The sequence below is a fragment of the Fredinandcohnia onubensis genome, from assembly GCF_002734215.1.
Taxonomy (GTDB): Bacteria; Bacillota; Bacilli; order Bacillales; family Bacillaceae_L; genus Ferdinandcohnia; species Ferdinandcohnia onubensis.
Map to the genome: position 1 here is coordinate 318,455 of NZ_NSEB01000006.1, position 14,193 is coordinate 332,647.

At 37.6% G+C, this 14,193-nt stretch carries 14 protein-coding genes; 4 read left to right on the forward strand and 10 right to left on the reverse strand.

The window, feature by feature from the left end; genetic code table 11:
* Window positions 1–16: 16 nt before the first annotated feature.
* From pfkA to dnaE, 6 genes are all read right to left on the reverse strand, one after another.
* Window positions 17–976, reverse strand: coding sequence for a 6-phosphofructokinase (gene pfkA, locus CKK03_RS08430; protein ID WP_099362155.1), 960 nt, complete (start codon window positions 974–976; stop codon window positions 17–19).
* A 345-nt stretch (window positions 977–1,321) separates the two neighbouring features.
* On the reverse strand, window positions 1,322–2,302 hold the full coding sequence (accA, locus tag CKK03_RS08435; protein WP_099362156.1) for an acetyl-CoA carboxylase carboxyl transferase subunit alpha: 981 nt from the start codon (window positions 2,300–2,302) through the stop codon (window positions 1,322–1,324).
* A complete protein-coding gene (accD, locus tag CKK03_RS08440) occupies window positions 2,296–3,159 on the reverse strand; it encodes an acetyl-CoA carboxylase, carboxyltransferase subunit beta (RefSeq protein WP_099362157.1) in 864 nt (287 codons plus the stop codon). Before accD ends, accA begins: the two co-directional genes overlap by 7 nt.
* Window positions 3,160–3,356: 197 nt before the next feature.
* Window positions 3,357–3,965 carry a FadR/GntR family transcriptional regulator gene (locus CKK03_RS08445; RefSeq protein WP_099362282.1) on the reverse strand — a complete coding sequence of 203 codons (609 nt, stop codon included), beginning with the start codon at window positions 3,963–3,965 and terminating at the stop codon, window positions 3,357–3,359.
* A gap of 19 nt (window positions 3,966–3,984) precedes the next feature.
* A complete protein-coding gene (ystJ, locus tag CKK03_RS08450; RefSeq protein WP_099362158.1) occupies window positions 3,985–5,214 on the reverse strand; it encodes an NADP-dependent malic enzyme in 1,230 nt (409 codons plus the stop codon).
* A 214-nt stretch (window positions 5,215–5,428) separates the two neighbouring features.
* The gene (gene dnaE, locus CKK03_RS08455) at window positions 5,429–8,800 is read right to left on the reverse strand and encodes a DNA polymerase III subunit alpha (RefSeq protein WP_099362159.1); all 3,372 of its coding nucleotides are present in this window, start codon (window positions 8,798–8,800) and stop codon (window positions 5,429–5,431) included.
* 169 nt (window positions 8,801–8,969) lie between these two features.
* Between dnaE and ytrH the strand changes: the two genes are divergently transcribed.
* The 3 genes from ytrH to CKK03_RS08470 all read left to right on the forward strand — a co-directional run bounded on the left by ytrH (window position 8,970) and on the right by CKK03_RS08470 (window position 10,148).
* Entirely contained in the window at window positions 8,970–9,308 is a 339-nt protein-coding gene (gene ytrH, locus CKK03_RS08460) for a sporulation membrane protein YtrH (RefSeq protein ID WP_099362160.1), read from the forward strand.
* A complete protein-coding gene (gene ytrI, locus CKK03_RS08465) occupies window positions 9,281–9,811 on the forward strand; it encodes a sporulation membrane protein YtrI (protein WP_142354011.1) in 531 nt (176 codons plus the stop codon). The genes ytrH and ytrI overlap by 28 nt, the downstream gene beginning before the upstream one ends.
* A gap of 148 nt (window positions 9,812–9,959) precedes the next feature.
* Window positions 9,960–10,148, forward strand: a complete 189-nt coding sequence (locus CKK03_RS08470; protein ID WP_099362162.1) for a YtzJ family protein — start codon at window positions 9,960–9,962, stop codon at window positions 10,146–10,148.
* A gap of 34 nt (window positions 10,149–10,182) precedes the next feature.
* Here the strand turns inward: CKK03_RS08470 and CKK03_RS08475 are convergent, their stop codons facing one another.
* A complete protein-coding gene (locus CKK03_RS08475; protein WP_099362163.1) occupies window positions 10,183–11,124 on the reverse strand; it encodes a DHH family phosphoesterase in 942 nt (313 codons plus the stop codon).
* 117 nt (window positions 11,125–11,241) lie between these two features.
* Between CKK03_RS08475 and CKK03_RS08480 the strand changes: the two genes are divergently transcribed.
* Window positions 11,242–11,541: a YtpI family protein gene (locus tag CKK03_RS08480; RefSeq protein ID WP_099362164.1), complete on the forward strand. Its 300-nt coding sequence runs from the start codon at window positions 11,242–11,244 to the stop codon at window positions 11,539–11,541.
* Between the two features lie 52 nt (window positions 11,542–11,593).
* On the opposite strand, the gene CKK03_RS08485 is transcribed toward CKK03_RS08480, so the two are convergent.
* The 3 genes from CKK03_RS08485 to CKK03_RS08495 all read right to left on the reverse strand — a co-directional run bounded on the left by CKK03_RS08485 (window position 11,594) and on the right by CKK03_RS08495 (window position 14,018).
* Window positions 11,594–12,904 carry a CBS domain-containing protein gene (locus CKK03_RS08485; protein WP_099362165.1) on the reverse strand — a complete coding sequence of 437 codons (1,311 nt, stop codon included), beginning with the start codon at window positions 12,902–12,904 and terminating at the stop codon, window positions 11,594–11,596.
* A 104-nt stretch (window positions 12,905–13,008) separates the two neighbouring features.
* Complete coding sequence (locus CKK03_RS08490; protein WP_099362166.1) at window positions 13,009–13,251, reverse strand: hypothetical protein; 243 nt, start codon at window positions 13,249–13,251, stop codon at window positions 13,009–13,011.
* 83 nt (window positions 13,252–13,334) lie between these two features.
* Window positions 13,335–14,018: a metal-dependent hydrolase gene (locus CKK03_RS08495; RefSeq protein ID WP_099362167.1), complete on the reverse strand. Its 684-nt coding sequence runs from the start codon at window positions 14,016–14,018 to the stop codon at window positions 13,335–13,337.
* Window positions 14,019–14,193 lie beyond the last annotated feature (175 nt).

Genomic DNA, 14,193 nt, shown 5'->3' on the forward strand with positions numbered 1-14,193 from the left:
TTTACTCAAATATATTTTAAATGGATAGCTCTTGGGATAGGTCATACATCTTCTTATCAACTGTATGTTTACGATCTAGAATTTCCATAATATCATGGTCAACTAGATTGTTTTGTTGAATACCAACAGCACGTCCACCTTTTCCTTCTAACAACAATTCAACAGCCTTTGAACCTAGACGACTTGCCAATACTCTGTCTGATGCAGTTGGAGAACCACCACGTTGAATATGTCCAAGGACACTCACTCTTGTTTCAAAATTTGTAGCTTCTTGAATCTTATTACCGATTTCAACACCACTACCTACACCCTCAGCTACGACAATAATACTATGCTTCTTCCCACGGTCATGGCCACGGTTAAGCTTAGCTATAACTTCATCCATGTCGTGTTCTGCTTCCGGAATAATGATTGTTTCAGCACCACCAGCTAATCCCGCCCATAATGCAAGGTCACCAGCATGCCTACCCATAACTTCAATTACATATGTACGCTCATGTGAAGTTGCTGTATCTCTTATTTTATCAATAGCATCAATAACTGTATTTAGTGCAGTATCAAAACCAATCGTAAAATCAGTACCCGGGATATCATTGTCGATAGTACCTGGAACACCAACGCAAGGGAAGCCAAGTTCAGTTAGTTTTTGGGCACCACGGTAAGAGCCGTCACCACCGATAACAACTAAGCCTTCTATTCCAAGCTTTTTTAATTGTTCAATACCTTTTTTACGACCTTCTTCTGTTTTGAATTCTTCACATCGAGCAGTATAAAGCATTGTACCACCGCGATGAATTATATCACCAACAGATCCAATCTCTAATTGTTTTATCTGTCCACTTATTAGTCCAGCATATCCTTGATAAACTCCATATACTTCTACATCGTGAAAGATTGCTTTTCGTACAACAGCACGAATCGCAGCGTTCATCCCTGGTGAATCCCCACCGCTAGTTAAAACACCTATTCTTTTCATTTTTCCACCTCTATGTAAAAATAATCTAAAAATAATCATGAATCACGAATTGTGATTATTCGCTTTTACTATTTTGTGCAATATGTATAAAATAACACTAATATATAAGTAAAACAACTAAGATAACGTAATAAAAACAGAAAAAATTGTGAAATTGTGTAGAAAAATCGAGAATTAAAAAGAATACTATGCGAGGGGATTTCGTATATTACATAGATATTTATAATCCGTTGAATATCACATTCTAATTTCCGAGAATTTCGATTTATTCAACAGTCTTCTGATTATGTGGAAACAAAGTAAAACGTGCCCTAAACATTTTGTTAGATGCACGTCCACTTTTTGTTACTGAACTCCGATAAACTCTTCTTCAGCTATTGTAAATTGGCCTATCTTTTTATATTTTTGATAGCGTTGTTGAACTAACTCATCTTTGTTTAATTTACGTAATTCTTTTAATGATTGTAAGAGAACGGTATCGATGGAAGCTGCTTGTTCTGCAACATCCTTATGAGCTCCACCTCTTACTTCTGGGATGATTTCATCTACAACCCCTAGCTCTTTTAAGTCTGGCGCTGTTATTTTCATAGACTCTGCAGCCTTTTTGGCAAGTCCTGCATCTTTCCAAAGTAATGCAGCAGCACCCTCAGGAGAAATAACAGAATAGGTTGAGTTTTCAAGCATATGAATTTGATTTCCTACACCTAAAGCAAGTGCTCCCCCACTTCCACCTTCACCAATTACAATACAGATAACAGGAACAGTCAAGCCTGCCATTTCAAAAAGGTTCTTTGCAATAGCTTCACTTTGACCACGTTCTTCGGCTGCTTTACCTGGATATGCGCCTTTCGTATCAATGAAACATATGATTGGACGGCTAAATTTTTCAGCCTGTTTCATTAAACGAAGTGCCTTGCGATATCCTTCTGGATGTGGCATTCCAAAATTCCTTCTAATATTTTCCTTTGTATCTTTACCTCGCTGGTGTCCAATTACAGTGACAGGTAAACCGTGGTACTTAGCAATACCACCAACTATGGCAGCATCATCCCCATAGTAACGGTCACCATGACACTCGAAAAAATTAGTAAAGATACGTTCAATATAATCAAGGGTAGTCGGTCTTTCGGGATGACGGGCAATTTGCACACGGTCCCATGGTTTTAAATGACTATAAATTTCATTCTCCAGTTTTTGAAGTCTTGATTCAAGCTTTGAGATTTCATCTGATAAATCCATATTGGAATCACTTGTAAACTCTTTTAACTCGGTAATCTTTTTCTTTAATTCTACGACTGGTTTCTCAAACTCTAGTTCACCTACCAATTAACCGCACCCCCGTTCGTATGAATATCAACTATATTTGCTAATGTATCTTTTAAATCCTGACGATGAATAACAGCATCCAGTTGACCATGTTTTAATAAAAACTCGGCTGTTTGGAAGTCTTCTGGGAGATCTTCGCGAATCGTTTGTTCAATGATTCTTCTACCTGCAAATCCAATTAATGCACCTGGTTCTGCGAAATTAAAATCACCTAATGATGCAAAGCTTGCAGATACTCCCCCCGTTGTTGGGTGTGTCATTATCGAAATAATGAGTCCACCTTGATCACTAAATAGCTTTAATGCAGAACTTGTTTTGGCCATTTGCATTAGGCTTAGAACACCTTCTTGCATTCTTGCTCCGCCTGAAGCTGTAAAGATAAGAAATGGGACCTTCAATTCCATTGCCTTTTCAATTGCCCTAGTAATCTTCTCACCAACAACAGAACCCATACTTCCCATGCGGAAGCTTGAATCCATAATTGCCAAAACGATGCGATTTCCTTCAATTGTTCCTTCACCGGTTACAACAGCTTCATTAATACCTGTTTTATCTTGGTCCTTCTTTAGCTTTCCAAGATAATCAGGAAAGCCTAGTGGGTTTTCAGAGACCATTTCTTTATCAAGCTCGATAAAAGAACCTTCATCAAGTAAGCTATCGATTCTTTCATATGCAGTCATTTGATAGTGATAATCACAGTTCATGCAAATTTTATCGTTTTTCATTAATTCTTTTGTGTACATTATTTTTTTACAATTTGGACATTTGCTCATAATGCCCTCTGGAACATCTTGTCTAGCTTGTTCCGAAGGGATTGAAGCATATTTTTTCTTTTTTACAAAAAAGTCTTTTAGCAAAAAGGAACCTCCTCACACTTTCAATGGAATAGCTTTTTCGACTTAGTTTATCTGCTTGTATTAAGACAAAAAGTTGTGAAACGAAAAAAAGGAAAATCTTATATCTTCCTTCGTTGCCAAAAAAGCATGTACTTATACTTTACTGAATGTCTTCCTTATTTTTTGTAGGAATATGTCAACAAAAACACGACAAATTCCTACAATGTTATTTTTTCATAGGCAGATAAAGCTCTTGCCACATCTTTTTCACGTAGTCCGGCTACTAACTCTTCAAAGCCTTCTTTGTTTATTACATGAGTCTGTTCCTCATAAATAAACTTGACATATTCATATATGACGACCCATATTCGTAGTAATAATCGATTATCCGTCGCTTCTACAATTGATTTAAAAAGGAATTCCTCAGGGTCCGCAGTATCCCAAAGCTTTTCTTCCAACTCTGTAAGCACCTCTTCGTTCATCTTAGGACAAGCTATTTCGATACAGGATTTTTCGAGAGTGTGTTTTGTTTCAAGGAGATCACCCTTTGTTTTATCTCCTTGAATAATGAAGGTACCTAATAAATGAATCAGTTGATGATCACCGAAATCTTTTAAAAAAGTACCTTCCCCTCTTCTTGTCTCAATGAGGCCCAATAATTCCAATGACCTTAGTGCTTCCCGAACAGAGGAACGCCCTACATTTAGACGCTCGGAAAGTTCCCGCTCAGACGGAATTTTATCACCAGCGGAAAGTCCATCATCTTGAATGATGGACCTAATTTGCTTCACAATTTCAATGTAAACCTTAGAGTTAGGAGATGTCACATTAACCTCTTCCAATCCATTATTCAATGATTGCTAAACGACGTGTCTTCTCAGCAACTTCCTCTGGATTTACAGTGATTCTAGCTACACCTGTCTCCATAGCCGCCTTTGCCACACTTGCTGCAACAGCAGGAGCAACACGTGGGTCAAATGGTGCAGGGATTACATAATCTGAACGTAGTTCTTCAGTGCTTACCAATGATGCAATTGCTTCTACTGCCGCAACCTTCATTTGTTCATTTATATGAGTCGCTCTAGCATCTAAAGCTCCTCTAAAAATTCCTGGAAATGCCAGAACATTGTTTACTTGGTTTGGAAAATCTGATCTTCCAGTACCAACAACCATAGCACCCGCTTCTAATGCTTCATCAGGCATAATTTCAGGATTAGGATTTGCCATAGCAAATATAATTGGGTCCTGATTCATCGTTTTTACCATGTCAGCTGTTAGAGCTCCTGCAACAGACACTCCAATAAAGACATCAGCATCCTGAAGGACATCTGCAAGAGATCCTTCTAGACGGTTACGATTTGTATACTTTGCAACCTCTGCTTTTACATCATTCATTCCAAAGGTGCGCCCTTCATAAATAGCACCTCTAGAGTCACACATGATGATATCGCGGACTCCATAGCGGTATAAAAGCTTAATGATTGCAATACCTGCAGCACCTGCTCCATTTGCAACAACTTTTATTTCTGACATTTTCTTGCCTACTAGCTTTAATGCATTCACTAATCCTGCTACTGTCACAATTGCGGTACCATGTTGATCATCATGAAAAACTGGAATATTGGCTTCTTTCTTAAGACGCTCTTCTATCACAAAGCAATTTGGAGCTGCAATATCCTCTAGGTTGACTCCACCAAAAGTAGGCTCTAAAAGTTTGACTGTTTCCACAATCTTGTCAACATCTGTTGTGTTTAAGCAAATTGGAAATGCATCTACTCCTGCAAAGCTCTTAAATAGCACAGCCTTTCCTTCCATGACAGGAAGAGACGCTTCTGGACCTATGTTTCCTAATCCAAGTACGGCAGTCCCATCAGATACAACTGCTACCATATTCCCCTTCATTGTGTATTCATACACTTTAGACTTATCGTCGTAAATAGCTTTACACGGTTCAGCTACTCCCGGTGAGTATGCTAAACTTAAATCCTTTGCATTTCTAACTGGAACTTTTGACTTTGATTCAAGCTTACCCTTATGAATTTGATGAATATGTAGAGCTTCTTCTCTTAGAGTCATTTCCCTATTTCACTCCTTGTTATAAAGACAACTTGGTGGCAGCAATTTTTCCACCAATTGTTTGTCATACTATTTAAGTAGTTAAAAACTTGTCCAACATATTATGAATAAAGCTAGTAAAATAGAATTTTCTAATTAATCAAAAATAAGTGGTATGGCCACTTCGCTTTTCTATTACAATATAACATAATTGCTGTTCATGTAAAGTGGTTTATTAGTGAATCACCACATTTTGAGGTCCCATCAATTCTCTTATTTCGGATAAAAATTCTTGATTAGGACTAACCCACAGTTCTTGTTGGAGCTGCATTGTTTTTTGTGTTTCTTCATAATACAGGACCACCGGGGTATCCCCAGGATATTGCTTTAATAATTCTTTTAAGTTTACAAGCACTTGAGCTGCTTGATCCTTTCTTTCCATTCTAACAAAAAGTTTCTTCTCATCTTCCGGCATCTCCACTTTATCGGGTAAGGCCTCAGCTTGGTTAATGATCAGCTGTAGTTGATTATTTCGACTCTCAAGCTTACCCTTCAGTAAAACTAAAGCATCATTTTTTAAAAGCTTTGCTGACTGTGTATAGGTTCTTGGAAATGCAACGCCTTCTAATTCCCCGCTTTCATCACTAATTGTCAAAAAGGCCATTACCTCACCTTTTTTTGTACGAATCGTTCTTTCTTTTGTGATGAATCCACCTATAACAACATTTTGATGTAGATAATGTGAAGCCTCCGAAATCGAGATTGCTCCGTGCTTCTTTAGATAAGCCGAATAACTAGTAATTGGATGACTTGATAAGTAAAAGCCTAGTGCATCCTTTTCAAAGCGAAGTTTTTCCATTTCCTTAAATGGTTCAACCTCAACATATTTTGGTTTAAGTCCAAAATCATCCTCAAAAAACATCTCGACTTGATTTTCATCATTTTTTGGTCGGACGAGTTCGGCATGTTCAATCGCAACATCTAAAGTTGCTAATAGAGTCGCTCGGTGTTCCCCAAATTCATCAAAGGCTCCTGAACAAATTAAGGCCTCTATTGTACGACGATTAATACTCCTCATCGATGTTCTAACACAAAAATCAAAGAGGTCTGAATAAGGCTTAACTTTTCTCGTCTCAATAATTTCTTTTAAGGCTGCAACCCCTACACTCTTAATTCCCGCCAAACTAAAACGGATTGCTTTTTTCTCTACAATAAAAGGATAGTAGCTTTTATTAATAGATGGGGGCAAAATGGAAATCCCCATTTGTTTGGATTCGCGTATATATTGCCCAAGCTTATCATCATTGCCAACTACACTTGTCAGTAATGAAGCCATAAAATAAAGTGGATAGTTAGCTTTTAAATAGGCAAGCTGATACGCAATCATACTGTAAGCAACAGCATGGCTTCGGTTAAACCCATAATTGGCAAACCGGACGATTAAGTCATAAATTTCATTTGCTGTTTGTTCAGTGTAGCCTTTTTTTAAGCTACCTTGCACAAAATGTTGTCTTTCTTTATCTAGTACCTCTTTTTTCTTTTTACTTACGGCTCTTCTTAATAAATCAGCCTCTCCAAGGCTAAAACCAGCCATTTTAGAAGCAATCTGCATAATTTGCTCTTGATACACAATCACACCATATGTCTTCTCAAGTATAGGTTCAAGGTCTGGATGCGGATATTGAACCGGTTCTTTTTTATGTTTCCTAGCAATATAGAGTGGAATATTTTCCATTGGGCCTGGCCTATATAGCGCGTTTACAGCAACAATATCCTCTAAATCACTTGGCTGTAGCCTTACGAGAACACTTCGCATTCCACTTGACTCCAGTTGGAATACCCCCGTTGTATCTCCTTTACCTAGCAATGCAAATGTTTTTTGATCATTCATTGATATTCTAGAAAGATCCAATTTCTTTCCAGTTCCCCGTTGGATCAAGGAGTGGATATTATCAATCAGCGTCAAATTTCGTAGTCCAAGGAAGTCCATTTTTAAGAGACCAATTTCTTCGAGCACTTCCATCGGAAATTGTGTTAGATAGATTTCATTATGTCCTTCCTGAATGGCAATTAAATCGGTTAGTGGCTGTTCACTTATCACAACACCAGCCGCATGTGTAGAAGTATGTCTAGGAAGACCTTCAATTTTTTTGGCTGTTTCAAAGATTTTCCGTCCAATTTCGATATTTTGAATATAGTCCCTTAACCCTTGCGATTCCTCATATGCTTGCTGAAGTGTAATTCCGAGTTTGCTAGGAACCTGTTTGGCAAGAAAATCGGCCTCCTTGGGAGAGATACCCATTACTCTGCCAACATCACGTAATGCAGCTCTTGCAGCTAGTGTTCCAAACGTAATAATTTGAGCAACGTGGAGTCTGCCGTATTTTTCTGAAACATATTCAATCATTTCATCACGTCGATTATCAGGGAAATCAATATCAATATCAGGCATAGAAATTCGTTCTGGGTTTAAAAATCGTTCAAATAATAATTGATGTTCGAGTGGGTCAACATCTGTGATATGTAAAACATAGGCCACCAAAGAACCGGCAGCAGAACCCCTTCCTGGACCAGTCACTATTCCATTCTCATGAGCATACTTCATAAAATCCCAAACAATTAAGAAGTAATCACTAAAATTCATTTTTTTGATTACTTGAAGCTCATATTGAAGTCGTTCAAACTGTTCATCGGTAGGATTTTGATACCTTTCATGCAATCCTTTTAAACATATTCGTGATAAATAATCCTCTGCAGATTCTTCATTTGGAACTGGATATTTAGGTAATGCAAATTTCCCTAATTCAATTTCCACATTACATTGCTTAGCAATGCGTAATGTATTTTCAAGAACCTCTGGTGTATCTGAAAAAAGTTCACTCATCTGTGATGGACTCTTTAAATAATATTCCTTGCTTGGAAAAACAACTCGATTTTCATCTGATAGTTTTGTATTGTTTTTAATTGACAGTAAGCATTCATGAGCAAATGAATCACCTTGCTCGATGTATTGAACTTGGTTTGTAGCAACCAATGGGACGTTTAACTCTGCTCCAATTTGGAATAGTTTATGATTGACGTCTACATTCTCTCGCAAGTTATGATTTTGAACCGCTAAGTAAAAACTATCCTGTTCAAAGATTTGTTTATAAGAATTTGCTCGTCGAATGGCTTCCTCATATTGTCCATCTTTAATACTTCGTTCAATATCTCCTTCACGACCAGGAGAAATCCCAATTATTCCCTCGCGATATTGGGATAACCATCTTCTTGGGATTCCAACCTTTGATCTTGTCTGAATCGCACTACTTATTTTTAATAGATTTTGATAGCCTTTATTATTTTTTGCAAGTAATACTACAGGATAAGCCACATCATGACCTTGTTCCTCTTCAGCTAACACCGAAGCCGTCATGCCAATAATCGGTTTAATACCATGTTTCCTGCATTGCTTATAAAAGGCTATCGCCCCATACATTATGTTTTCATCGGTTAATGCCAATGCTTTAAACCCTAAACTGCTCGCTTTTTCAACCAAAGCTTCAACTTTTGCAGCACTTGATAAGAGGCTATAAGCACTTTGAACCTGAAGATGAACAAAAGGCAATCAAATCACACCTTTTTCATTTAATTAATTTCGTCCTTACCTATCTGATACTTCAATTATAGACCTATTTATGAAACAAGCAAAACAAAACTCATAGAATGGATTGTTTGTCCATATACATGTAGTAAAAGCTTCCGCAACTAACAATTATTTAAAAGAAGGTGTCCACATGGAAGTAAAAGAGGCGTTTATGCCTGCATTTATTCATAGTTTTTTTATTGCGCTTGGGGTACTTTTGGGAGGTTCCCTTATCGGAGGTCTCGGTGCCTTCATTTCGGGTCAAGCGCCTTTATCTGAAATCTATTCGGTTGCCAGCAAGTTAAAGATTTGGGCACTTGTTGCTGCAATTGGTGGAACATTTGATGCTTTTTATAGTTTTGAAAGAGGTATATTTTTAGGTCAAACGAAAGATGTTTTTAAACAATTTCTGCTGATTGTTTCTGCAATGGGTGGAGCACAGTTCGGATGGAGAATTATTGAATGGTTCACCCAGGAGCATATCTCATAATGAGAGTCCCCCCTTATCATGAAAAACCAGGCTGGCAACGATTTTTCGCAGGTGTTGTTATCGGTGCCTTGATTAGTTGGTTTGTCTTTTTATTTCAGTTTGGGGTACTGCAAGATAAACAAATACAAAAAATTTCGGAACAAGAGCTTGAAATTTCCGATCTAAAAAAAAGCAAAGAAATTTTAATTGAGGATGCAAAAAAGCTAAATGAAGAAAATAAAAGCAAGCTAAAAATCCAAGATTTTGAGATCGTGTTCGCAAACAGAAAAAAAGTAGAACTCAGTTCACTGGATCTCCACCATATGAAAACCGCAGTGTTGGAGGACCTTAACTCATTAATCGGACAGGATATTCAATCATTATCGAAAAACAAAGACCTTCTGTTTAGAACAATTGAAAATAGGCTTTACGAAATGGACGATAAAACATACAAACTCAAAATTCACACGGTTTTTGTCGATACAACACTTGAAATTTCATTAAATATAGAACTAGTCAACTAACATAGCTTCCTTCCGGAGGCTTTTTGTTTTTTGGAAAAATGAAGATTTTGTTACGAATTTGTATTAATTTTTAGAAAATTTAAAAATAATGTAGCATTTTTAGACGAAATTGCAATAAAATAAAAGAAAACACATAAGGAGGGAATTTATGTATATTAACCGGAGAAAAGTATTAAATGAAAAAATGGCGAGAATCAAAAATGGGTACTCCGCTTATGCAGAATCCCCAGAAGTTGTAAATGCGTTAAAAAAAGAAATTCAAGCCTTAGATCTCAATGTTCTTGAAGAAGTAACCGATCTAGGTTCATGGTTTATCCCAGTTAAGGTAGATGGCTAATAAAGTCGCACGCAAAAGGAGCGACTTTATTTTTTTAGGTTACCTGATTGCAAACCTTACGTAAATCAGAGATAACGTTTTCGACCTCTTGCCACGAGTAAATGGTGGCCCCTGATGCAAGTGGGTGCCCACCGCCGTTATATTTTTTTGCTATCCCGTTTATCACAGGTCCCTTAGAACGCAAGCGAACACGGATTTGATCTTTTTCCTCCACGAAAAACACCCATGCTTTGATATTTTCAATATTCCCTAAGTTACTTACCAATTGAGATGCTTCTGTAGGCGTTACATTGTATTCTTTCAGAATCTCATCTGAAATCACCATAGATCCTACACCATCTTCGGTAACTTTGTAATTTTGAAGGACATAACCACTAAGGCGTGCTACATTTTCCTTCGTTTTATATAAATTCTCGTAAACATCAGGAAAATGAAAACCAAATTCAATTAATTCTCCGACATATGTAAATGTCTTTGGATTTGTACTAGGAAACAAGAATCTACCTGTGTCTCCAACAATTCCAGCAAAAAGAAGTCTCGCTGCTTCCTTTGAAAGAGTTAAACCCTGATTCTTCCCTTGGAGGTAAAGCTCGTAGATCAATTCACTGCAAGAGCTGGCACTTGTATCGACCCATAAAAGGTCTCCATATGGATCTTCATTCGGATGATGATCAATTTTAATTAATTTTTTCCCACGATTATAACGCACGTCTGAAATTCTCCCCTGGTTTGCAGTATCACAGACAATCACTAATGCTTCTTCATACATCTCATCCGGAATTTGGTCCATTTCCTTTAGAAAAAGTAAGGAGGGCTCATCCTCACCAACTACAAATATTTTTTTAGTAGGGTAGGATGCTTTTAGAATTTCTGCTAGACCACACTGTGAGCCATAGGCATCAGGGTCTGGTCGTACGTGGCGATGAATGATGATCGTCTCAAAATCACTTATTTTTTTAAGAATAGATTGAATCATAAGAGTTCTCCTTTTTCAGTTCATTTCGTCACCAAGTTTCCACATTCTATTCACTAGCAATTTGAATTGGTTCTGGTTACAATAGGTATAGTAATCTAGAATTGGAGGAAACTTCTCATGCAAATTCTCGTTTTTCTAATCATATTTGCACTTGTATTTTATTTTTATTATAAAACAAAATACTTCCGCACAAGACGTCCAATTGAAAAACAATGGCTCTCAGCGAAATCTAGTATTGCCTTAGGACTTTTTGTTACGCTATTTGGTTTAAATACGTATTTCGTTCATCCATCTACGATTTCATATGTAATTGGGACAGTCCTAATACTAGTTGGTGGTGGAAGTATTTGGGCAGGATTCCGTGCTTATAAACATTATCTTCCATATGTACTAAAAGAAGCTGAACAACAAAGTTAATTAGACCTAGAAAAAGACGCGTAATAGCGTCTTTTTTTGTTCGTGCTTATCCTTATCTTTCAATTAGCTGTGCCATCATCATTGCTTTTCCAACAACGACTCCGCCATGGAAAACTTCAACATCAACCTTACCGAACCTTCTCCCAACCTCTAGAACCCTTGGATGAATTTCCATTAGACTATCAATTTGAACGGGTCTCATAAAGTAAACCGTCATATTCTCGATAACCAAATCTCCTTTTTTAAAGGATTTTAGTACCCTACTCGCTGCCTCTGTGACAATGGTTGTAAATACTCCGTAGGAAATAGTGCCCAAGTGATTTGTCATTTGTGGGGTTACTTCACATTGGTAAATCGCTTCACCATCAGCAGAAATATCCACAAATTGATTTGTCACGATATCATCAATCGTTTCTCCTACTTGAGGTTGACGACCAATATTTTGCATAGCCTTTAGTACGTCCTGACGACTAATAATCCCTTGCAAACGATTCGATTGATCCACAACCGGCAGCATTTCAATACCTTCCCACACCATCATATGTGATACAGATGCAACCGATGTTTTTCCATTAACGGTCATTGGTTGTTTAGTCATCACCTTTTCAATGAGCGTATTTGGATCCTGTCCCATAATGTCCTTTGCTGTTACCATCCCAACAACCTTTGATTGATGATCAACGACAGGATAGCGACCATGACCTGTTTCGGTATTATGTTCGTACCATTTCTCTACTTTATCTGAGGTATGAAGGCTTACGGTCTCGGTTTTAGGCGTTAAGATATCCTCAACTAAGACAATTTCTTTTTTTATGAGCTGGTCATAGATAGCACGGTTGATCATCGTTGCAACCGTAAAAGTATCGTAACTACACGAAATAATTGGAAGTTGCAACTCATCTGCAAGCTTTTTCACTTCATCTTCTGTGTCAAAACCACCGGTCACTAAAACGGCAGCTCCTGCATTTAAAGCATACTCATGTGCTTTTGTCCGGTTACCAACAATTAATAGGTTTCCAGCACCTGTATAACGCATCATTGCCTCTAGCTTCATAGCACCGATAACAAATTTATTGAGTGTTTTATGCAGCCCTGCTTTTCCCCCAAGCACTTGTCCATCAACAATATTGACAACCTCAGCAAAGGTTAGCTTTTCAAAGTTTTCTTTCTTTTTTCGTTCAATACGAATGGTTCCGACACGTTCAATAGTACTCACATATCCTTTATTTTCCGCATCTTTTATGGCACGATAAGCCGTTCCTTCGCTCACTTTCATATCCTTTGCAATTTGTCGAACTGAAATTTTCTCACCAATCGGAAGTGTGTCAATATACTGTAAAATTTGCTCATGCTTTGTCGCCAAGCTCTTCACCCTCTAATAATCATTCTTTGTCTAGTTCCATTATGTCTTATCTCTTATTATAAGGGTGAAGCAAGGTTTATTCAATTTTATTAGATATGACTATACTAGTAATTCCGCATTCTTTGTCGACGTTTTGCAGTGACTGCTTGTGGACTTGTCGTTTTCTGAGCAGACTTCGGGTTATATAATAACCCAATAAGGTTTCCACTCACTACAATCAAGGCAAAAACTAGCCATGAAAGAGCGAATACTCCTTCTAAACCTTCCGCTCCGATTGATAGTCTAGGAACACCGTAATAAAGTAAGACACCACAAAGCAATAAACATAGTAACAATCTATTATGCATCCTTTTACCTCCTTACATATGCTTGTATCATTCTATGAAGCAAGCAGAAAAAAAAGACGTGATTCCTCACGCCTTTGTTCGTTTTACAATTCAATTGCGTCACCTGCTGATAAAACCTTGCCCTCAGCCGATGTAAGTCTTGAGACAAAATCGGTAGCATCCTGCTTAATCACTGGGAACGTATTATAGTGAATCGGCACGACAGTTTTGGCTTTTAACCACTCTGCTGCAATGAGTGCATCATCTGGTCCCATCGTGAAATTATCCCCAATTGGCAGAAAGGCAACATCGATCTCATTAAGCTCACCAATCAATTTCATATCGTAAAATAATGCGGTATCTCCTGCATGGTAGATTGTTTTTCCTTCAGCACTAAACAAGATGCCACCTGGCATACCTGTGTAAACAAATTCCTGTTTTTCAGGAATTTCGACACTTGAACCATGGAAAGCTAAAGTAAACTTTACCTTCCCAAAATCAAACTGATGGGCACCACCAATATGCATCGGATGTACATTCAAGCCTTGCCAGCCTAAATAGACCGCAAGTTCATTTGGAGCTACCACAAGACTCGAGTTGCGCTTAGCAAGGTCTACAGTGTCTCCAACATGATCTCCGTGACCATGTGTAAGTAAAATGACATCCACTTTTTCTTCAGATGCTTTTAAATCTGTAATAGGATTTCCTGTGATAAATGGATCAATGATGATCGTTTTTCCACCTGTTTCAATTTTTACAACAGAATGACCATGATAGGATACTTTCATATGTATCTCCCCTTCCATAATTGTATATAGAAACCTTAATATAGTACTTCTTTTTAAATGCTTACTTTCCTTCTTTTTTATACCCTTTTCCTACGTAAATCAAACCCTACTCCAAAATGAATACTATTATCGGAAAAGGCTCACACCTTCCGCTTCAAACCACAAAGTGCTAAAA